The 22052-nt window shown below is 39.6% G+C and carries 14 protein-coding genes; 8 read left to right on the forward strand and 6 right to left on the reverse strand.

The features are described from left to right. The first annotated feature begins 106 nt into the window (after window positions 1-106). Window positions 107-3226 (forward strand): UvrD-helicase domain-containing protein, encoded by a 3120-nt coding sequence (locus IL356_RS04355; RefSeq protein WP_121847029.1) that lies wholly within the window; start codon window positions 107-109, stop codon window positions 3224-3226. Window positions 3227-3229: 3 nt separating this feature from the next. Here IL356_RS04355 and IL356_RS04360 read toward each other — a convergent pair whose 3' ends face one another. After that, complete coding sequence (locus tag IL356_RS04360) at window positions 3230-3367, reverse strand: hypothetical protein (protein WP_192466530.1); 138 nt, start codon at window positions 3365-3367, stop codon at window positions 3230-3232. 111 nt (window positions 3368-3478) lie between these two features. On the opposite strand from IL356_RS04360, the gene kbl reads away from it, so the two are divergent. The 3 genes from kbl (at window position 3479) to IL356_RS04375 (ending at window position 8940) form a co-directional block, all read left to right on the forward strand. Further along, window positions 3479-4672, forward strand: coding sequence for a glycine C-acetyltransferase (gene kbl, locus IL356_RS04365; RefSeq protein ID WP_121847028.1), 1194 nt, complete (start codon window positions 3479-3481; stop codon window positions 4670-4672). 113 nt (window positions 4673-4785) lie between these two features. Then, window positions 4786-6126, forward strand: coding sequence for an OmpA family protein (locus IL356_RS04370; protein ID WP_121847027.1), 1341 nt, complete (start codon window positions 4786-4788; stop codon window positions 6124-6126). Between the two features lie 66 nt (window positions 6127-6192). Beyond that, window positions 6193-8940: a PD-(D/E)XK nuclease family protein gene (locus tag IL356_RS04375; protein WP_121847026.1), complete on the forward strand. Its 2748-nt coding sequence runs from the start codon at window positions 6193-6195 to the stop codon at window positions 8938-8940. A gap of 47 nt (window positions 8941-8987) precedes the next feature. On the opposite strand, the gene IL356_RS04380 is transcribed toward IL356_RS04375, so the two are convergent. Further along, window positions 8988-9701 carry an SDR family oxidoreductase gene (locus IL356_RS04380; protein ID WP_121847025.1) on the reverse strand — a complete coding sequence of 238 codons (714 nt, stop codon included), beginning with the start codon at window positions 9699-9701 and terminating at the stop codon, window positions 8988-8990. A 245-nt stretch (window positions 9702-9946) separates the two neighbouring features. Here IL356_RS04380 and uxaC point away from each other — a divergent pair, with 245 nt between their 5' ends. From uxaC to IL356_RS04400, 4 genes are read left to right on the forward strand one after another with little or no spacing between them, the layout of a single operon-like run. Further along, window positions 9947-11353: a glucuronate isomerase gene (gene uxaC / locus IL356_RS04385; RefSeq protein ID WP_121847024.1), complete on the forward strand. Its 1407-nt coding sequence runs from the start codon at window positions 9947-9949 to the stop codon at window positions 11351-11353. Window positions 11354-11363: 10 nt separating this feature from the next. After that, window positions 11364-12344 (forward strand): TRAP transporter substrate-binding protein, encoded by a 981-nt coding sequence (locus tag IL356_RS04390; RefSeq protein ID WP_121847023.1) that lies wholly within the window; start codon window positions 11364-11366, stop codon window positions 12342-12344. A 9-nt stretch (window positions 12345-12353) separates the two neighbouring features. Next, window positions 12354-12806 carry a TRAP transporter small permease gene (locus tag IL356_RS04395; protein WP_225621384.1) on the forward strand — a complete coding sequence of 151 codons (453 nt, stop codon included), beginning with the start codon at window positions 12354-12356 and terminating at the stop codon, window positions 12804-12806. A gap of 4 nt (window positions 12807-12810) precedes the next feature. Next, window positions 12811-14106: a TRAP transporter large permease gene (locus IL356_RS04400; protein ID WP_121847021.1), complete on the forward strand. Its 1296-nt coding sequence runs from the start codon at window positions 12811-12813 to the stop codon at window positions 14104-14106. Between the two features lie 7 nt (window positions 14107-14113). Here the strand turns inward: IL356_RS04400 and IL356_RS04405 are convergent, their stop codons facing one another. The 4 genes from IL356_RS04405 to IL356_RS04420 all read right to left on the reverse strand — a co-directional run bounded on the left by IL356_RS04405 (window position 14114) and on the right by IL356_RS04420 (window position 21947). Then, window positions 14114-15988, reverse strand: a complete 1875-nt coding sequence (locus IL356_RS04405; RefSeq protein WP_121847020.1) for a metallophosphoesterase family protein — start codon at window positions 15986-15988, stop codon at window positions 14114-14116. Window positions 15989-15990: 2 nt separating this feature from the next. After that, entirely contained in the window at window positions 15991-17067 is a 1077-nt protein-coding gene (locus IL356_RS04410; RefSeq protein WP_121850540.1) for a phosphatidylinositol-specific phospholipase C1-like protein, read from the reverse strand. 97 nt (window positions 17068-17164) lie between these two features. Beyond that, window positions 17165-18910, reverse strand: a complete 1746-nt coding sequence (locus tag IL356_RS04415; RefSeq protein ID WP_121847019.1) for a RagB/SusD family nutrient uptake outer membrane protein — start codon at window positions 18908-18910, stop codon at window positions 17165-17167. Between the two features lie 46 nt (window positions 18911-18956). Beyond that, window positions 18957-21947, reverse strand: coding sequence for a SusC/RagA family TonB-linked outer membrane protein (locus IL356_RS04420; RefSeq protein WP_121847018.1), 2991 nt, complete (start codon window positions 21945-21947; stop codon window positions 18957-18959). Window positions 21948-22052: the final 105 nt, after the last annotated feature.

Genomic DNA, 22052 nt, shown 5'->3' on the forward strand with positions numbered 1-22052 from the left:
TTAGATTAATAATTAGCAAGTTGAAAAGTACGTTTTTTAAGGTATAAATTACCTTAATTATTTGTTAAGAACTCTTTTAGAATCCGTAATTTGCGTAAAAAAGCACTTGCACGATAATTCCTATAAAATCTACAATGCTTCTGCCGGATCAGGCAAGACTTTCACCCTTGCCAAAGAGTACTTGAAAATTGTTCTTGGAGCCAAGGGAGGTTTTAGGCGAATCTTGGCTATCACATTTACCAACAAAGCAGTAAATGAGATGAAGACGAGAATTCTTGACAGTCTTCAGAGTTTCAGTGAGAATAGCACTTCAGATGATTCTTCGGCCCTATTTAAAGAAGTCAGGGCATCACTGAACATTAATGAGCAAGAATTAAGGGAAAGAGCCAAAACAACGCTAAAATCTATTCTGCACAATTATGCTTTTTTTGACATCTCTACCATAGACAAGTTTACCCATAGAATTATACGAACTTTTGCGAAAGACTTGGGTATACCACAAAACTTTGAAGTCGTCTTAGAAATCGATTTGCTTTTAGATGAGGCGGTCAGCAGATTGTTGCAAAAGGCCGGTGTCGATAAAAAACTTACACAGGTTCTATTAGACTTCGCCTTAGAGAAAATCGATGATGATAAAAGTTGGGACATTGGGCAAGACCTGTACAAGATGGGTATGCTCATGTTCAATGAAAACCATGCAAGTCATCTTGAAGGGCTGAGAAACAAGAATATAGATGATTTTCTAAAACTGAAGTCTATTTTATGGGCAGAGCAGCAAAGAATTGGGGATTTGCTAGTGTCCATTGCCAATGAAATACTAACTCGCATCGAAGAGAATCAACTGGAGTTTTCAGATTTTACTCGTGGGTATTTCCCAAAATTCATATCAGATATAGCCCAAGGTAATCTGAATATCAATTTTGATGCTGGTTGGAAACAGAATTTCGAGACCACCGTTTTATACAACAAGTCAGCTTCTGATAATGTAAAGCAGACCTTAGATGCCTTGCACCCTCATTTGACTGTTCTTTTTTCTGCTATCAAGCAGAATTTCTACAGACAGCAATTTTTAAAGAACGCCTATGGTAATTTGGTGCCGTTAACGGTATTGAATGCTCTTCGAAATGAAGTCAAGCAAATACAAAAGGAAAGGGACTTGCTCTTGATATCGGAGTTTAATATGCTCATATCGAAAGAAATAAAAAATCAACCGGCTCCTTTCATTTACGAAAGGCTAGGCGAAAAATACCGCCATTATTTTATAGACGAATTTCAAGATACCTCTCAGGCTCAGTGGAACAATCTAATTCCTCTGATAGGCAACGCCCTTGAAAGTCAAGATTACAAAGGTCAAACGGGGTCTTTGTTTTTAGTGGGCGATGCCAAACAAGCAATTTATAGATGGAGGGGCGGTAGGGCAGAGCAATTTTTAAACTTGGTCGGTCTAAGGCAAAATCCCTTTGTCGTGCCTCCAGAAACCTTTAACCTTCCAGTAAATTATAGAAGTCACGAAGAGGTCATCAACTTTAATAATTCATTTTTCACATCAACAAGTCCGTTACTGAACAACACTGTTTTTAAGACCCTTTTTGTAGAAGGAAACAAACAATTGACCAATACTAAAACTGGCGGAGTTGTTCAGCTCACTTTTTTGGAGAAGGATGATGAGAACGACATATCTTCTCTTTATTGCGATGAAACTTTAAACAAGATTATTGCGATTGTCTCAAGTGGCCATGCCTATCACGATATCTGCATCTTGGTTCGCAGCAATAAAGATGGCGTTTTGTTGGCAGAGTTTCTTACCGAGAAACAAATTCCGACCATATCTTCAGAAAGCCTATTGTTATCAAGTAGCGATAAGGTAAGGTTTTTGGTGAATTTGTTGCAGTTTGCGATACATTCCGAAAATAAAGGAACTGCTTTTGAAATATTAGATTTTTTAGCTCCATCCGACAAGAACAAACATCGCTTTATATATGAGAACCTAGAGAGTGTCAATGATTTGTTGAAAGAAAGATATGATTTTGATTTGGATAAATTGACCCGAATCTCGGTCTATGATGGCATAGAGTGGGCTGTTAGACAATTTTCTTTGATAGAAGGCTCCGATGCATACCTCAGTTTCTTTCTAGAAGAAATATTCGATATAGAAAACAGCGATGGACCAGGCGTTTATACTTTTCTTGAAAATTGGGAGAAGCGAAAAGACCGGTTGAGTGTAACGATGTCTCAAAACATAAATGCGGTTCAGATAATGACGGTGCATAAATCGAAAGGATTAGAGTTTCCTTTTGTCATATTTCCTTTTGCGAACGAGAATATTTATAAGCGTGTAGGAGGTAAAAAGATGTGGCTGCCCTTGCCCTCTGAATCCTTTAACGGTTTTAAAGAGGTTTTGGTCAACGAGAAAAAAGAGCTCATCAATTATAGTTCTGAAGCCGAAAAACTCTTTTTGGAAGAAGAGCATATGATGGAGTTAGATTCATTCAACGTTCTTTACGTCGCTTTGACCAGGGCAATTAAAGGCTTATTTGTTATTACGGAAAAAGACCTCACCAGTTCTGGTGATCACAAAGCCGAATTCTATTCAGGACTTTTTATTCATTTTCTGAAGGAAAGAGAAATTTGGGCCAATGAATTGAATGAATATACATTTGGGCAATTGGAACGTGTTGATCCGAAGGAGGTTCCACAATTATCAAAACAAGATGAGGTGCTTTTTACTTACACTTCAAAAGAAAGGGAAGCATTTAAGATATTAACCCAATCAGGTGCACTCTGGGACACGGAAAGGGAAGAAGCTATCGAAAGAGGAAACCGCCTTCACCATATTCTTGGGTTTATAGATACAAAAGAAGATATTCATTCAGCAATAGAACAATCGGTAGTTCGCGGTATTATTGCTATTGACGAAAAGAACCTCTTCATAGACGATTTGAACAGAATATTAAACCATTCAGAAATCGCACCCTATTTTACCCACGACTGCGTAATTAAAAACGAACAAGACGTTGTCACGCCGTCCGGTGCTATTCTGCGCCCCGATAGAATTGTAATCAAGAACAACACCGCAACAATAATAGATTATAAAACGGGCAAACGTAACCCTAGGTATGTTGAACAATTGTATAAGTATTCCGATGCCATAGAGTCAATGGGTTACGAAATCTCCAAAAGACTATTGATCTATATTAATGATAGTATCACGTTAGAGTCGGTTTAAATCTTAAGAACGTTTTTTACTTTTCTTTCTATTCTTAATGTATTTATAGCTTAGATAGGCGAACTGTGCCCCAACAAGCGCCAACGTGTACTTTCTATTTCTGGTCAAGGCCGAAGCGAGACCTAATACTTTTGATGTCATAATTTCTAGTTTTAGCTGCATGATACTTATTTTATACTTTTGGGGCGGGCCTGATTGAGTTGAATTGTGGCTTAAAAACTTTTAAACTAAAAATTTAGATATACCTTATATATGTACGGAAAGATAAAAGAGCATTTAGAAAATGAAATAAGCCAGATCAAAGATGATGGTCTATTCAAAACAGAAAGAATTATTACCTCTCCGCAAGGCGCCGTTATAAAAATCTCAGATGGTTCTGAAGTAATCAACTTCTGTGCGAACAATTACTTGGGGTTATCATCACACCCCAAAGTAATACAGGCCGCCAAAGATACGCTAGATACACACGGCTTCGGAATGTCTTCCGTGAGGTTCATTTGCGGTACCCAAGACATACATAAAGAACTTGAAAGCAAGATTGCCGAGTTTTATGGTACCGAGGATACTATTTTATATGCTGCTGCATTCGATGCCAATGGGGGAGTTTTTGAACCGCTTTTGACAGCTGAAGATGCTATTATTTCCGATTCGTTGAACCATGCCTCTATTATAGATGGTGTTCGTCTGTGTAAGGCCAAACGATACCGCTATGCAAATAGCGATATGTCAGACTTAGAAAAACAGCTTCAACAATCGGTAGAAGATGGTGCTCGATTTAAAATTATCGTAACCGATGGGGTTTTCTCAATGGATGGTCTAGTGGCACCATTGGATAAGATTTGTGACTTGGCCGATAAATATGATGCCTTAGTCATGATCGATGAATGTCATGCTACTGGTTTTATAGGTGAAACTGGTCGAGGTACTCTTGAAGAGAAAGGAGTAATGGGCAGGATCGATATTATTACCGGTACTTTGGGCAAAGCTTTAGGAGGTGCCATGGGAGGTTATACCACGGGTAAAAAGGAAATTATTGAAATTTTGAGGCAACGCTCGAGACCTTACCTCTTCTCGAATTCATTGGCACCGGCAATTGTTGGGGCTTCCATAAAGGTATTTGAGCTATTACAAAATGATACCTCCCTTAGAGATAAGCTTCAACGAAATACATCTTATTTTAAAGAAGGTATCAAAAAAGCCGGCTTTGATATTATAGATGGTGAATCTGCCATTGTACCTATAATGCTATATGATGCGAAACTGGCGCAAGAGATGTCGAAGCTCTTATTGGAGAAAGGTATTTATGTTATTGGGTTCTTTTATCCGGTAGTTCCTAAAGGCAAAGCGAGAATACGCGTACAATTATCGGCAGCTCATGAAACTGAGCATCTTGACCGCGCAATCTCCGCATTTATTGACGTCGGACACGATCTAGACATCGTTTAAATGCATTATTTAATCCACGAAACGCGTTAAAAAAAATAGATAATTGATTTTGTTAATAATATTTAACAACTTACATTTGCAGCTAATAAACACTTAAACTTAAAAATTTGAACATGAAACATCTTAGCAAATTTTTGGTTGTTATCCTACTGGTTGTTGGGGTTAACAACATACAAGCGCAAGACGAGAATAACCCTTGGCAGGTTAGCTTTGGGGTGAATGCCATAGACACTTATCCAACTGGTGACGACGGCGGTTTCGGTAGTCAGCTTTTCAATGCAACCGACCATTGGAATATTCTTCCTTCCATCTCTTACGTTGGTGTATCAAAGTACGTTGGTAGCGGTTTCTCCGTAGGTGCTAGAGGTTCTTTGAACAAAATTGGAAAATTGGGAGATATGAGTGTCGATGACCTTTCTCACTACGCTATAGATGGTACAATTAAATACAACTTTATCGAAGGAACTGTAATCGATCCTTTTATTGAAATCGGTGGTGGTTACACTTGGATTGATGAAATCGGGGCTGGTACTGCCAATGGTGGTGTAGGTATCAACTTCTGGTTTACTGATAACATCGGTCTTACAGTTCAAACTACTTATAAGCATGCTTTCGAAGATTACTTGGCTAAGCATTGGCAACACCTAGCAGGTATTGCTGTTAAATTCGGCGGTACCGATACTGATGGTGATGGTATCTATGATAAAGATGATGCTTGTCCTGAAGTTGCTGGTCTTGAGGCTTTCAACGGTTGTCCTGATGCTGATGGTGATGGTATCGAAGACAGCAAAGATGCTTGTCCTAACGAAGCTGGTTCTGCTGAAATGAACGGTTGCCCTGATTCTGACGGTGACGGTGTTGCCGATAAAGATGACAAATGTCCAGATGTTGCAGGTTTAGCTAACTTGGCTGGTTGTCCTGATGCTGATGGTGACGGTGTTGCTGACGGTGATGATGAGTGTCCAAACGAAGCTGGTCCTGCTGAGAACAAAGGTTGCCCATGGCCAGATAGCGATGGTGACGGTGTATTGGATAAAGATGATAAATGTCCAGATGTTGCCGGTACTGTAGCTAACCAAGGTTGCCCAGAAGTAACTGAAGAAGTTCAGAAGCAATTGAACGAATACGCTAGAACAATCTTGTTCGATACTGGTAAGTCTACTATCAAAGCTGAGTCTACATCAGTAATGGTTGACATCATCACTATCTTGAAAGAGTACCCAACTGCTAAGTTTACTGTAGAGGGTCACACTGACAGCGTTGGTAGCCAGAAATTGAACCAGAGCCTTTCTGAGTCAAGAGCACTTTCTGTAAAAGAGTTCTTGGTAGATAAAGGTATCGAAGAATTCAGATTGTCAGCTGTAGGTTACGGTGAAGACAAGCCAATCGCTTCTAACAACACAAGAAGTGGTAGAAAAGAAAACAGAAGGGTTGAAATTAACTTGGTAAAGTAATTTCTTAGACCTTACTAAATAATTGGAAAAGCCTCGACTATTGTCGGGGCTTTTTTATTTTTGGGTATGCGTAGCTTTATAGACGAGGTAGTTCATGACATAGCCCAGAAGCACTATGGGTTTGAGAGTTTAATAGTTGTTTTACCCAGTAAAAGGGCCGGTACTTTTCTTCGCACTGCTCTGGCGAAAAATACAGGAAAGACATTTTTTTCACCTGAGATTTTCAGTATTGAATCTTTTGTTGAGAAAATCTCTGGATTGCTATTCGCTAACAATACCCAACAATTGTTTACCCTCTACGAATGTTATTTAGAGCAACCTTATGAGCGTAAGGATGATTTCTTTGCATTTAGTAAATGGGCACAGACCCTTTTGCAAGACTTTAATGAGATTGATCGCTATTTGGTAGATGCCAATGAACTATTTTCAAATCTGGCGGCCATACAGGAAATTAACCACTGGTCTTTACAAGAAGAAAAGACCGACTTAATGGTCGATTATCTGAAATTTTGGTATAGTTTGGATAATCTCTATTCTGATTTTTGCACAAAGCTTTTACATAAAGGCATGGGTCATCAAGGCCTTGTCTATAGAAAAGCTTGCGAGGCCATAGAAGGTTTTGTTAGCACACATGCGAACAAGCATTTCGTATTTGTTGGTTTCAACGCCCTGAACACTTCGGAAAGTCGCATAATTCAGTATATTCTCAATTCTACCAAAGCTGATATTTATTGGGATGTTGATGAGTATTTTCTGGACGATGATATTCATGACGCAGGTCTTTTCATTCGTCAGCATTTTAATTCTTGGTCTTTTTTCGAGCAGAATTCCCCAAAAGGAATTAGTTCGAATTTCCTCTCTAAGAAGCATATTGAAGTTATCGGAATACCGAAGAATATTTCACAAGCCAAATATTTGGGCCAACTTCTACGAGATTTGAGCAAATCTCAATTACAGAATCTACAAAACATGGCCGTAGTTTTAGGTGATGAAACCTTGATGAACCCCATTATCAACTCTATTCCTGATGAGGTTGAGGGAATAAACATTACCATGGGTTATCCATTATCAAAAACGCCCATGGCTTCTGTTTTTGATGATTTACTTGATTTATATATTACCCGAACTGAACAAGGTTGGTTTCATTTGGCCATAGAATCATTTCTAGCGCACCCGTACGTACGAATTCTGTTTGATGATGAAGAATCCGATAAGGTAGCAACCGCTCTGGAATCCATCAAAAAGAACAATTGGGCTTATCTTAATTCTGAAAGACTTTTGGCCCTACTTGAGTCTGAAATGGCTCCGTTGCTTTTTTCTCATAAGCTTTACGAACCAACCACATTCATAGAATTGTGCAAGAGGGTAGTTTTGGCCCTCAAAGAAGTTCTGATAAAACGACATGACCATCTCGGATTGGAGTATTTATACCGTTTTTTTACTCTTTTTAACCAACTTTCGGGCCTAGTCGAGGAAAATACTTTTGTAAAAGATTTAAGGTCATTGCAGGCCCTATATCGTGAATTGGTTAATACCGAGTCCTTAGATTTTCAAGGCGAACCCTTAGAAGGTCTTCAGATTATGGGTATGCTAGAGAGTAGAAATCTTGATTTTGAAACTGTTATCTTGACTTCTGTAAACGAAGGCATATTACCTTCTGGTAAGTCAAATAACTCTTTCATACCGTTCGATTTAAAAGTACGCTTAGGGCTTCCTACCTACAAAGAAAAAGATGCGGTTTATACCTATCACTTTTATAGGTTGCTACAAAGGGCTAAGAATATATACATTCTCTACAATACCGAGCCTGATGTTCTGGAAGGGGGTGAGCCAAGTCGTCTTATTCGTCAGCTTCTTGCAGATGACCATTTTAAAGGTTCAATAGTTGAAAAAATAGCGGCGCCCATTATCGTTCCTCAGATGAAAACACCTGAGATGATCGAAAAAGATTCGCATTTGATTTCCCTCATAAAAGAACACTCGAATCGGGGCTTTTCACCAACCTCTTTGAGTAACTATGTGCGTAACCCAATAGATTTCTATAAGAGGAATTTGCTGGGCATAGACGATGTACTAGAGGTAGAAGAAAATATCGCCGCAAACACCTTTGGCACCATTGTGCACGATGTACTTGAAGAACTATATACCCCATTTATCGGGCATTTTTTAGAGAAAGATAAAATGCATGAGGCCAAAAAGAAGGTTACAACATTGGTCAATAGAGAATTTTCAAAGACGTTCTTTGGCGGAGATATTTCAAGAGGGAAGAACTTTATTGCGTACAATGTAATTGTAAGGTATATCGAGAATTTCATTGATATGGAAATCAAGGAAATAGAATCGCATAGAATCAAAATTTTAGCACTCGAAGAAAATCTCAAAGTCGATTTACCCATTCCAGAACTGGATTTTCCGGTGAGGTTAAAGGGAAAACTGGACCGAATTGATGAACATGATGGGGTTTTGAGAATCATTGACTACAAAACGGGCAAAGTCACGCAGCCTCAGGTTGAGATAGTCAATTGGGAAGAACTTATTACCGACTATAAGTATAGCAAAGCTTTTCAATTACTATGTTACGCGATAATGTATACTGGGTTACAACCTATCAACCAGTTACAGGCGGGTATTTTTTCCTTTAAAAATTTGAATTCAGGTATTCTATCTTTTGCTACTAAAGAAGCGAGTAGAAGCAGAACAAAAGATTATATAATCAATAACGAGGTTCTTGACACATTTACTTTTTACTTAAGAAAGCTAATTATTGAGATTTGTAGTCCGCAACAACCCTTTGTTGAAAAAGAAATTGAATAAAAAATCCCATTGGTAAATACCAATGGGATTTTTTAAAAGTAGAAAACTTATTTTTTGTCCGGCCTACTTGGTCTCACCTCTACTTTGCTAGGCAGCGTTCTTGGGTGTATGTTCAATAAATCGACCACTAATTGGCCAATGTCTTCCGGTTGAATCTTCCAAGCATCTTTGTCGTCCGGTGTGTTTCCCGCAAAATGGGTAGCTACCGAACCAGGCATGATAGTGGTTACTTTTATATCATATTTTCTCAAGTCTAACATGGCCGCCTGCGTAAAGCCTACCACACCAAACTTAGTGGCATTGTATCCCGCTCCATTGGCAAAGAAATTAGTGCCGGCCAAACTGGCCAAGGTCATATAATACCCTTTTGATTCTTTTAGGGCCGCCACTGACGCTTTTAACGTATGAAAAACACCGTTTAAGTTGATGTTGATCATTTGATGCCATTCTGTCTCTGACATTTCATCGATGGGTGCGAAGTTTCCAACTCCGGCATTGGCAAGAACCAAATCTATTTGGCCCCATTTATTGAGAATTTTTTTAACGGCCTCTTCTTCGTCACGTAATTTTGATACATCAGTTGCAACACCGATTACTTGATTTTCATCTCCTAACTCGGCAGCGGCTTTTTGTACGGTTTGTAGCGTTCTTCCGCTGATAGCCACCTTCATACCGGATTCCACCAGTTTTTTGGCCACTCCAAAGCCAATTCCCTTAGAGCCACCGGTTATATATGCAACTTTATTTTTCAGATCTTTCATGTTTGAAATTTTTATGGAATGTAATCAGCACTTCACAAACAGAAAAAATGATGACGTTATAGTTTTCTTAAAACAAATGCGCATCAAATTTTAAACATTAAAACTATTTGAGGGCTCTTTGTATTCTTTATCTTTTTTCTTGTTTAAAAGGTAATAGAAGCCTATTTTTAAAACCTTGCAGATTTGAGAATAGAATCGAAAAAAAATAAAGTTATCCTAAATCAGAACACTAGATTAGTTCAAATATGGCAACAGGACATTCCCTTATAAATGATAATTTTTTATTGGAAAGCAAGTATGCTCAACAGCTCTATCATGATTTCGCTGTAGACATGCCTGTAATCGATTACCATAACCATTTATCGCCAAAAGCTTTGGCGGAAAACACCATTTTCGACTCCATAACTGCAGCTTGGATCGATGGTGATCATTACAAATGGCGAGCCATGAGAACATTGGGGATCGAAGAAAAATTTATAACGGGTGGTGCATCGGCCAAAGAAAAATTTGCCAAATGGGCCTACACGGTACCTTATACTATGAGGAATCCTCTTTATCACTGGACCCATATGGAGCTTTCCCGCTACTTTGGGATAAACGACTTGTTGAACGAAAAGAATGCCGATACCATTTTCGATAACGCTTCTGAAAAGCTGAACGGTTCAAATTATAGTTGTAGAGAATTGATTTCAAAAATGAATGTCGAGGTATTGTGTACGACGGAAGACCCTACGGACACCTTGGAATATCACCAGCAGTTGGCCAAAAGTTCTTTTGGCACTAAAGTGAGTACGGCGTTCAGGCCTGATAAGGCTATTTTGATAGACAGTGAAACCTATAACGATTACCTAGATAATCTTGAGAAGGCCACCAATCTTACGATTTCAACTTACGAAGACCTTTGTACAGCCCTAAAACAGAGAATAAGTTATTTTCACGATAACGGATGTCGCCTTTGCGACCATGGTTTGAACCATTTGTTTGCCGAAGAATTTACCGCTTCAGAAATTAACGCCATATTCAAGAAAAGGCGTGAAGGTGCGACAGTAACCAAAGAAGAGAATGCCAAATTTCAAAGCGCCCTTCTGCTATTTCTATCGGAAAGTTACCATGAATTTGGCTGGGTTCAGCAGTTTCATTTAGGGGCACTTCGTAATAACAACAAAAGAATGCTCAGTATTCTGGGCCCCGATACAGGTTGGGATTCCATGGGTGATTACCCTCAGGCGCAGGCCCTGTCTAAATTTTTGAACACGTTGGACAGTAAAGATAAACTGACCAAGACCATACTTTATAACTTAAACCCTAGCGACAATGCGATGATGGCAACCATGATCGGCAATTTTAATGACGGTAGCGTAAAAGGAAAGGTTCAATGGGGCTCCGGCTGGTGGTTTCTGGATCAGAAAGATGGTATGATCGAGCAGATGAATACGTTATCCAACATGGGCCTTATCAGTTGTTTTATTGGGATGTTGACCGACTCTAGAAGTTTTCTCTCTTTTCCACGACACGAATATTTTAGAAGAATTTTATGTAATCTTTTTGGTGAGGATATTAAGCGTGGCGAGCTTCCTAATGATATGGATTGGATTGGAAAGATTGTTCAAGATATCTGCTATAATAATGCCAAAGAATACTTTGACCTGTAAACCGACCCTTATGAAATTATATATAAGATTTGCCATGTGCTTTTTGGTCTTGATGACCTTAAATTCCTGTGGTGAACTAAGCGAAACTAGAGTAGTGCGCCTGGGCCATGGCCTTGATGTAAGTCACTCGGTTCATAAGGCTATGGTTAAAATGGGAGAGGATCTCGAAAAGATCTCTGGCGGAAAGATGAAATTGGAAATTTACCCAAGTCAGCAACTTGGTACCGAGAGACAGTGTCTAGAGCTATTACAGATAGGAAGTCTTGACATGACCAAAGTATCCGTAGGAACTTTAGAGAATTTTGCTCCGAAAATGAAGGTTTTGGGTCTACCCTTTTTATTTCGTGATAGAGAGCACTCCTTTAATGTACTTGATGGCCCCATAGGCCAGAATCTATTGAACGAAGGTGAGAAATATTGGTTAAAGGGTCTTGGTTATTATGATGCCGGAAGCCGAAGCTTTTACACCAAAGATAGGCCGGTTCGTACACCTGAAGATTTGGTCGGACTAAAAATTAGGGTCATGGAAAGTGTAACAGCTATGGATATGGTCAAAGGCCTTGGTGGATCGCCAACTCCTATCTCCTGGGGCGAACTTTATACGGCTCTACAACAGGGTGTGGTTGATGGGGCAGAGAACAATCCGCCTAGTTTTTACTTATCACGTCACTATGAGGTTTGTAAATACTATAGTCTAGACGAGCACACGGTACTGCCCGATGTGGTTCTTGTGGGCACCAATCTTTGGGAGCGACTTTCAGAGGATGAAAAAAGTTGGTTGAAAAAAGCGGTTGACAATTCGGTAGTCTACCAAAGAAAGTTATGGGCCGAATCGGAAGCAGAGGCACTTGCAGAAGTACAGAAAGCAGGTGTAGAGGTTATTCGACCCAATAAAGAACTTTTTGCTGAAGAAATTAAAGACTCTTTTGATAAGTATAAAGACGATAAAGAGCTTTATCAACTAATTCAAGATATTCAAGCCACCAAATAATAGATTAGAATGCGTAAAAAAATAGACCAAGTTTTATCATACGTGCTCATCGTTCTCATGGCCGTTATGGTATTGAATGTATTATGGCAAGTATTTAGTAGGTTTCTTTTGGGATCCCCCAGTTCTTTTACCGATGAATTGGCACGTTATCTCATGATTTGGATCGGTATTTTGGGTGCGGCCTATGTGGCAGGTCAAAATTTACATGTTGCAATTGATGTTTTGCCTCGAAAGTTTAGTCAAGAGACCCAAAAAAAGCTGCACCTCTTAGTTAAGGTTTTAATTATACTGTTTGCTTTAGGGGGCTTGGTGATAGGAGGTTCCCGTTTGGTTTACATCGTGCATGTTCTTGACCAGAACTCACCGGCATTGCAAGTTCCACTTTCCGTGGTTTATCTCGTTCTCCCTCTGAGCGGTATTTTGATCGTCTATTATAAAATTTCCGATATCCTGAAAAGCTAGTACTATGGAGTATGCACCAATTTTGGTTCTTGTAATAAGTTTTATAATGCTTTTGGCAATTGGTACGCCCGTAGCGTGGAGTATTGCCATCTCTTCTGTGTTGACCATGTTGGTCAGCATACCTGTAATGCCCGCTTTTACTACGGTTGCCCAGAGAATTGGTACGGGCTTGGACAGCTTTGCGTTACTCGCGATACCGCTGTTCATTCTGTCGGGGGAGCTCATGAACAAAGGTGGGATAGCTAACAGGCTCATCGCCTTCGCGAAAACCCTTGTCGGGGCCCTGCCCGGAGGTTTGGCATTGATCAATATTATATCTGCAATGTTGATGGGTGCAATTGCCGGGTCTGCTATGGCCGCAGCCTCTGCGATGGGAAGCATTTTAGGCCCTGAAATGGAAAAGGAGGGTTATTCGAAGGAATTTGGTGCCGCCGTGAATATCACCGCCGCAACTACAGGACTGGTCATTCCGCCAAGTAATGTTTTGATTGTTTATTCACTGGCAAGTGGGGGTGCTTCGATTGCGGCACTCTTTTTGGCAGGATATATTCCAGGATTACTGACCGGTCTTTTCTTGATGATTGTTGCCTTTGTTTGGGCCAAGAAAAAGGGTTTCAAGGTCGGCAAGCGAAGTAGCTTGAAAGAGGTTCTTAGAACTTTTGTTGATGCCCTGCCAAGTCTGTTCATGTTAGTGGTAGTAATCGGCGGAATCGTTACTGGTGTTTTTACCGCCACCGAGGCTTCGGCGATTGCGGTATTGTACAGCTTGCTATTGGGCTTTTTCTATAAAGAGATATCATTTCCGAAATTACCGCAAATACTTCTTGACTCTTCGGCTACTACCGCTATCGTAATGTTGCTGATCGGGGCTTCAATGAGTATGTCATGGGCCTTGTCGTACGAGAACATTCCCCAAGAAATCAGCGCAGGCCTTCTAGGTATCAGTGAAAATGAGATTGTAATTCTATTGATTATTAACCTTCTGCTGTTATTCGTAGGTATTTTTATGGATATGACGCCTGCCGTGCTCATCTTTACGCCAATATTTCTACCGGTAGTAACAAAATTGGGGTTAGACCCGGTTCATTTCGGAATCATTATGGTACTCAATCTTTGTATAGGCCTGTGTACCCCTCCGGTGGGCTCGGTTCTCTTTGTTGGGGTAGGTATAGCCAAAACCAGCATTGAAAAGGTCGTCAAACCCTTGCTTCCGCTCTTTTTGGCCATGCTGTTGGCGCTTTTTTTGGTCACCTATTTTCCGCAGTTGAGTTTATGGTTGCCAAGCCTTTTTGACTTATAGGAGAATGTTATCTCTTGATCAGAACCCCTTTATTAAGGTTGATGGAAAAATGATTGGCGGGTTCACCATTCATCTGTTTCTCTACGATGGTCATAAAGAGCTGTAGGTTATTCAAATAGTCGTTGGCTTCCAGATTTAGTGTTTTGGAGAATAACTTGTATTGTTCGATTCTTTTGGCGGGAATTTGCTCTAGTGCAAGTTCATCACCACTTCTAAGCCTGTAAAAATCTTCGATAAGGGTATTTCCTTGCCATGAAGCAAAGTCTTCAAGTTGAAGTCCGTGTTCATTTGCCGTTTTTTGGGAGGCTTCCATGGCCTGCTTCCATAAGGAGTCTTTAATTAGTGTGGCATCTATCTCTTTCGGGTCTATCTCGGAGTTTGCAAGAATGAAAAGCTCCTTACCACTTCTATTTTCTAAAATGGATAGAAGGTTTTCGGGCCATTCCGATGGAAGAAAGCGAAGGCGTACCAGTTCTTCTAAATGCGCATTCGTGTATTCAACGTAATTCTCGGATGCTAGAACATCAAAGTTCCATAATCGTGAAGGAGCATTCTCGTTTAAATAAGAGTGTTCCATTTCGTACAAAGGAAAAAATTCTTTGAAATCAGAAACCGAATCCAAGACAACCGTATCAATATTTAGAATACTGTCGTTCGCTATTTCAAGTATTTTGTAGGCAGGCGTATAAGCGGCTAAAGAAGGTACTTGAATGTTCACCAACGTATTTCCGTTTTTACCTTTTATGATTCCCGTGTCATTCAAATGCATATGGCCACCGAAATGAATTTTTAGGCCGGCATCGGCGAACATTTGGCCAACAAGGTCATCGGGTATTCTATGGGCTTGAAATGCTTTTTCATCAAACAGCTCTTTCATTTGCAACGAGGCACCATCATTGAAATCAATCATCGGAAAATGGCTAAAGGCAATTACTTTCTTGTCCAATCTTTTGGCCTCCGAGCAGATATGTGACATCCAATCTATAAGGTATTTTTTATGCTTTAAAACCAGATTGTATCCAATACTGGCACCTTGAAAACCCTCTCCTTCTTCTTTTGGAAGGTATACATTCGCATCGATTGCGACCAGCCAAACGCCTTCTACTGGCTCGACCAAATAACTAACATCGGGTTGCGCCTTGGCTTCAGGGTTTTGCCTATATTCACGGCGGGACAATGAAGCGCTGTTTTGGGCTTTCTCAAAGGTGTAGTTATCGTTGTTGTATCCAGTAAAAGGAGTTGTCCAGTAATGATAATCTTTTTGCGGAAAAAAGCCGTGGTTTGATAGCTCGCCCACAATTTCAGAGTAACCCATAGCCCTAATGTCATCGCTCACTATAGCTGGTAGATCATTTTTGCCTTTCGATTTAACTAAGTCTTCACTACTGATGATTGATTGAGAACGACCCTGTTCGCCCATAAAATCACTTTTCCCGCTTGCTTCTCCGAACGGGCTCGTGGGATCATGGTTTCCCGTGGTAATGAAGAAAGAGATTCCATGCTTTTCAGAATACTCGTTCAGTATGCGGTTGAGACCACGAACATTTATAGGTTGGCCATCATCACTAAAATCTCCGGGTAGGGCAACAATCTTGATGCCCTTTTTTACAACATCGTCAAGAGCGGCTAAGAAAGCAAAGTAATTTTCATTGAACAATCGGGTAGAATGCAATTGGGCCTCCATAGTTCGAATAAACGCCTTAGAGCCTGTTTTTGGGTTTTCTATGCCATTGTAACCAACATCCTCCAAGGTTCCTTTCACGTCAAGCAGATGCACATCGGAAAGGAAAGCTATTTGTACAGGTTTTTCTTGAATGGAAGTTTTTTGTTTACAGGAGAAGCTGATTAAGATAAAAAGGGTATATAAGTACTTTTTAAGCATATTTACTTCTGAATTTTTTCAAAAGTACCATCTTCAAAACTGACTTTAAAGTCTGATTTAAAAAGTTTACTTGGCATATAGTAGTCAGTAGTGATAATTTGTGCACCGGAATTTTTAGCCTTTTCAAATCTCTTATAATCGTTGGTTCTGGCCTCTTTGGTATTAGCGTCTGCACGAGTACGAACTAAATAGCCTTTAGAAACCAAATTTTTTATTTTATCAAAATTTTTAATTGGGTCATTTATAATTCTAAATGCAGATGTTGGGTTACCCTCTTCCTTGTTTACAAATAATGCCGCACCTTCTAAATTTGGAAAATTTGAGATATAGGCATCCGCCTTGGTATCTCCTTCATCTAAAACAAACATAAACCTGTTTTTAACATCATTTAAGTTAGGCCAACCATTTGCTAATATGGCCTCTTGTAAAGTGTTAAAATTCCCTCTGACCAAATCAGGTACTATCAATTGCTCTTCACTGAAGACCTCACGAATTTCCTTATCTATGTTTTTAAGGGCTTTTGCTGTAAATGGAAATGGCTTTCTAGTTTGTGGAATTTGACCATCTTTAGCGTTAAGCGTAATAATTATAGGGGTATGACCTATGTTTGACGAAGACCAAATTTTCAATTCTTCTAATGCTTCCTTAAAAAGAAGATGATGGCTGCGAAAGTCAAATTCTTGAACGTGAAATACTTTCAAGCCTGGCTCTTGAAGCTTTTTTTCTTCGTCGAAGGGTAGTGGGGCAAGACCTTTTTCTTTTATAAAGTCTAGGCCTTTTGGATTAGAGTAGTAGCTGCCATCCGGATCATCAAAAACATCAAGTTCTAAACTTCTCAAACCCAAATTAAGTTGATCGTTCAATGGAATATGCTCATATTCTAAGCTTTTCAATGAAGAGTCTTTCTGTAAAAGCAAATTGAAAAGGGGTTCTTCTATGGCTATTTTATAACTGTTATGACTGCCTATTATTTGAATATCATTCAGTTTAATAGTATCATTTTGGATTTTTAATGGTGGTTTGCTTATGAATATTATACCTAGTAGGAATACGCTGCAAATGATGGGAATGAATTTCATAGAATGCGAATTTTTAATATAATAGTTACTTTGAAGTAAAAAATAAGGCAAGAAAGTTTATTTCTTGCCTTATTTGTCTGTTTTGATTCAGGATGATTTAATACCCAGGATTCTGAACTAAGAAGCCATCTTCACTAGAGGCCCCATCAATTGCTTGCTGTGGTATTGGAAACAATCTTTTGTTTACATCGCTATCGGTTTTTTCAGTCCAGCTATCTTCATATTTGCCAAAGCGAATCTGATAGTTGCGTCTGAAACCTTCCCAGTAAAGCTCGAAACCGGCCTCTCTGAACAATATATCCAAATCTATCTCACTTAAAGCTTCTGGTGTTTGATCAGGCCTTGCACTTCTTGAAGTTCTTAATGTATTGATGTCTGCTAATGCACCTGCAATATCTCCATTTCTCAATTTGGCCTCGGCACGCATTAAATAAATCTCACCTAAACGTATCAAAACTAAGTCTACACTGCTATAATTACAGCAATTGGTTCCAGTACTGCTAAACTGATATTTTGAAAAGCGATGTCCGGTGTTGTGTAGACTTCCTTCGGCAGTAAAGTCTACTTGTAGATTGTGGTCAACGTATCTTATATCGGAACCACTTGTTCGTCTATTGATGACAGGGTATATTCTCACGGTACCGTCATCGCAAGTCATTATATTACCACTCTCGTCTTTTCGAGGCCCCCAAATAATACCACGTAGAATTCCTCGGTCAACTTGAAAATCTTCGGCCTGAATGCAATAATAATGATCTTCATCATTTGAAGGGTTAACACCTGTTAGGTCTTTTAATTCTTCGGGTATAAGAGTATTTTCTTGAAAAAATCTCGCATCGGCGTCAGCAGGATCAACCTCGCCATACGCATCAACCCAAGTTTGATAAAAATCCGGTGTTGCTGCAACGGCATCGGTACCTCTAGAACTTGGCACTTCAGGTCTTGGAACTTGATCTCCTGACATAGACCAATATGCCCATCTACTATGTTCTGTTTGAAGAACGCCTCTTTGATCCAGAGCAAAAATAAGCTCAGGGTTGTCATGGTTGTCATCATTAAAAAGCTCAAAATATTCTTCTGAAAGAGCATAAGGGCCAGAGATTAGGTCATCTGTATATTGAATGACCTTATCCATATCTTCCTGTTGAAAGTCTGGAGTTCCGTAAGGATCGCGATAAACAGCTGCATTAAGATATAAGCGAGCCAATAAAGCTTTTACGGAGTTATTGTTCAGTCTTCCGGGATCGGTGTCGGTCGAAACAGCATCTAAGACTGAAAGCAGCTCACTTTCTATATAGTCTACAGCCTCGGCACCTCTAAGTATTTCAGAAATTTCTTCAGAACTATTTTTTCTAAAAGCCAAGCCCCAATTGTCAAGCGCAAGCATATTTAAATATGCTTTCATTGCTATCATTTCGTTGATGGCGCTTTGAGCATTTGCGGTGCCCGCTTCGGCTTCAGGAGTCAATCTTTCAATTGCTATAACAGCACGAGATAAGCTTAATGTTATATAATCCCAAGTATCTTTAACAAGGCCATTGCTCGCTGTCATTAGATGTTGGTGTACGGCAATGAATTTACCTCCGTCATACCAATCTGTGCCTCCTCGATAAGGTAGTATACCTTCATCTGAGGCTACCTCTTGCAAACCAAAGTTTTTGGTATGCTGCCATACATAGCGCAAGTTACCATATACGGGTGCTAGCGAGCCACTAACTACTTCTGCCTCACCAGTACCGGTGAGAGACTCGTCAAGAACTTCTTCTTCTAAATCCGTACACCCAAAAAATGCCAGTAAGAAGACTGCTAGTGAAAGCTTTTTGCTGAATAATATATTTTTCATTTTATAATATTTTGATGCTTATCTATAAGCTGAGATTATCTAGTTTTTAAAAAGTTAGGTTGAGACCGACCAAAAATGTTCTAGCTTTTGGATAGGTATAATAATCCACTCCAAAAGTTTGGATTCCTCCAGCGGTAGAACCTGTATTTACCTCGGGGTCAAACCCAGAGTAATCGGTAATCGTAAAAAGATTCTGACCAGTAATTGAAAAACGAATGTTTTGAATTACATCATCAAGACCTAATTTATCTGAACTTAAATTATAGGCCAGAGTAGCATTGTTAAGTCTTAAAAATGAACCGTCTTCTAAATAGCGTGTCGAAACGGTATTCGAATTACTGGTAGACTCGTTAGGGTACTGGATTGCAAAATCAGTTGTATTGACCGATCTAGATAATTGGGCTTTGGTAAAAAGAGACATTTTAGTATGGTTGTAAACTTTATTACCAGATACACCATTAAAGTTTAGGCCTAAGTCAAATGCTTTATATTTAAAGTTTAAATAATAAGCATATATAAATTTAGGTATAGCACTTCCAACAACTGTTCTGTCATTATCCAAAATAGAGCCATCACCATTAACATCCTTAAAGAGGTTAAGCCCGTCATCACCAATACCTTCGAATTGAAGCATATAAAACGACCCAATAGATTCATTATTTATATATCCATTGATCGTAGCGCCACTTTGACCAGAACCTTGGGCCGCGCCAGTTGTTAAGACTGAATAAGGAGAATCCTTTACTTTGTTTTGAATGTAAGTTACATTACCGCCAATGTTGTATGAAAAATCTCTAGAAGCATCACTTCTGTAATCCAATGCAAGCTCAAGACCATTGTTTTGAATTTTCATATCGTCGATATTATCCCAATAGGTAGCCGTCGGCTCAACCGGATCAGCAGGCACTACCTCTAACAATATGTTAGAAGATTGTTTATTGAAGTAGTCAAGCGTACCTGATAATCTGTAATCAAGTAATGCGAAATCGATACCTAACCCTATCTGGGTAGAAACCTCCCATTGTAAATCGGGGTTGGCCAGTCTCGTGTAGACAATACCGTAAGGGTACCCGTCTATAGATGTGGCATTTGTGCCGATAGGGTATGTATTCAAACTTTCACCTCCCGTAATCAATCTATCCTCAGAATAGCTGGCTTGGGTTATTTTAGAAGGAATTTCTTGGTTGCCTGTTTGCCCCCAGCTTGCGCGCAATTTCAGGTTATCAAAGAATGAATTCTCCATAAAACCTTCATTGCTGGCATTCCACCCAAGGGCAAAAGAAGGGAAGTATCCATATTTTCTATTATCACCGAATTTTGAGGAACCGTCGGCACGAAATGTAGCAGTTAGTAGGTATTTATCGTCAAAAGAATAGTTTACCCTGCCGAAATATGATTGAAGCTCATTCTTAACCGCAGAAGAACTAACCGATGTTGGATATTGGTCTGAGCTTGATTGGTCTTGATATATAGGCTCAATATTGTTATCGGCGAAACCTCGATAAGAAAACTGTCGGGTTTCATCCATAAACTTTTGGTAAGAATGGCCAGCCAGAACCACTAAACTGTGTACATCTTGACTCCAGTTATAAGTGAGTGTATTTTCTGTAAGCTGGTTTGAATTTGAACTAATGGTCGTAACGACATCCCCATCAGAAATATCAGATTCGTTTACGACAGAGGTGTAAGGCTTGTACTGTTGGTCTCTATTGGTAGCAGAATAGTCAATACCAAAATTAAGCTTGTAGGTAAGCCCCTTTACGATTTCGACAGAAGGTGAAATACTTGCTAAAATTCGGTTGTTCTCAGCATTGTCACTATAGATATTGTATCTGGTGATAGGGTTAAGAGCATTTGTATTCAGAAGTGTAGGTTCACCGTTTGTGTAGGTCGGTACAGTTGGGTTCAAACCTAGCATGTCACTTATCGTAGAATTAATATTCGGACGCAAGTTTTCTGAATGGGTCGCTGTAAGGTTATAGTCAATATTTACACGACCGTTGAAGGCCTTTTGAGTCATGTTCAACTTACCTGAATAACGTTCCAAATTGCTATTCTTGAGAATACCCTCTTGGTCTTGGTAACCTACTGAAGCGAAATAAGAGAATTTTTCACTATTGGCACCGCTCATTGAAAAGTTAAGATTTTTAGAGATACCTGTTTGGGAAAGCTCATCTTGCCAATCGGTGTTTCCGCCATAATCTTCTAACGAGCCGCCAGTGGCAGCAACTTGCGTGCGAAATTCATCCGCATTAAACACATCTATTGTGTTTGACATTGATGAGGCCGCAGTAGATAAAGAGAGATTCATTTCCGTTTTTCCCGACCGCCCTCTTTTTGTTGTAATTACAACAACACCATTCGAAGCTCTTGAACCATATACAGCGGTGGCGCTGGCATCTTTAAGAACATCTATGCTTGCAATATCGTTAGGATTCAGAAAGTTTAATGGATTTGTGGCTACACCTGTTGATGAATTATCGAGCAAAAAGCCATCTACGACATAAAGAGGTTGGGTTCCCGAGCGTAAACTACCAATACCCCTAATTATTACATTCTGAGATGCGCCAGGCTCACCGCTATTAGAAGTAATGTTGACACCTGCCATTTTACCTTGTAATAACTCTCCAGGGTTGGTTACTACACCTTGATTGAAATCTTCACTTTTTACAGAGGAAATGGCCCCAGTAATGTCCGATCTTTTCTGGGTGCCATATCCTACGACTACCACATCTTCTAATTGGGTCGCGTCGGGTAGCAATTGAACTGTAACGGCAGTTCTTCCGTCTATTGCTACCTCTTGAGTTGCATAGCCTAGATAAGAGATTATCAAAGTTGCATTGTTCTCTACCTCAATGGAGAAATTTCCATCAAAGTCTGTAGTTACACCGTTAGATGTTCCTTTTTCTACTACCGATGAACCCGGTAGAGGTACGTCTTGTTCGTCGGTGACAGTTCCCGTAACGATTGTTTGAGCCCAAGACACTGAAGTCAAGAGCATAGTGATTAGAAATAAGGGAATTTTCAAATTTTTCATATAGGTTGGATTAAAAATTTTCAGGGGGAATTAAATGAGATTGATTACAATTACTTTTTTGAGTGTTTGAAGGGGTCAAAAGTAATCTGCAGGTGAAGAGCAAGC

Origin of the sequence: Euzebyella marina (assembly GCF_014855515.1) — a bacterium.
Lineage (GTDB): Bacteria > Bacteroidota > Bacteroidia > Flavobacteriales > Flavobacteriaceae > Euzebyella > Euzebyella marina.

Bases quoted from the DNA above. Each gene is read 5' to 3' on its own strand.
- IL356_RS04410 (WP_121850540.1), bottom strand. From the start codon at position 17,067: ATGAAATTCATTCCCATCATTTGCAGCGTATTCCTACTAGGTATAATA.
- IL356_RS04390 (WP_121847023.1), top strand. From the start codon at position 11,364: ATGAAATTATATATAAGATTTGCCATGTGCTTTTTGGTCTTGATGACC.
- IL356_RS04380 (WP_121847025.1), bottom strand. From the start codon at position 9,701: ATGAAAGATCTGAAAAATAAAGTTGCATATATAACCGGTGGCTCTAAG.
- kbl (WP_121847028.1), top strand. From the start codon at position 3,479: ATGTACGGAAAGATAAAAGAGCATTTAGAAAATGAAATAAGCCAGATC.
- uxaC (WP_121847024.1), top strand. From the start codon at position 9,947: ATGGCAACAGGACATTCCCTTATAAATGATAATTTTTTATTGGAAAGC.
- IL356_RS04375 (WP_121847026.1), top strand. From the start codon at position 6,193: ATGCGTAGCTTTATAGACGAGGTAGTTCATGACATAGCCCAGAAGCAC.
- IL356_RS04360 (WP_192466530.1), bottom strand. From the start codon at position 3,367: ATGACATCAAAAGTATTAGGTCTCGCTTCGGCCTTGACCAGAAATAGA.
- IL356_RS04400 (WP_121847021.1), top strand. From the start codon at position 12,811: ATGGAGTATGCACCAATTTTGGTTCTTGTAATAAGTTTTATAATGCTT.
- IL356_RS04415 (WP_121847019.1), bottom strand. From the start codon at position 18,910: ATGAAAAATATATTATTCAGCAAAAAGCTTTCACTAGCAGTCTTCTTA.
- IL356_RS04405 (WP_121847020.1), bottom strand. From the start codon at position 15,988: ATGCTTAAAAAGTACTTATATACCCTTTTTATCTTAATCAGCTTCTCC.
- IL356_RS04395 (WP_225621384.1), top strand. From the start codon at position 12,354: ATGCGTAAAAAAATAGACCAAGTTTTATCATACGTGCTCATCGTTCTC.
- IL356_RS04370 (WP_121847027.1), top strand. From the start codon at position 4,786: ATGAAACATCTTAGCAAATTTTTGGTTGTTATCCTACTGGTTGTTGGG.
- IL356_RS04420 (WP_121847018.1), bottom strand. From the start codon at position 21,947: ATGAAAAATTTGAAAATTCCCTTATTTCTAATCACTATGCTCTTGACT.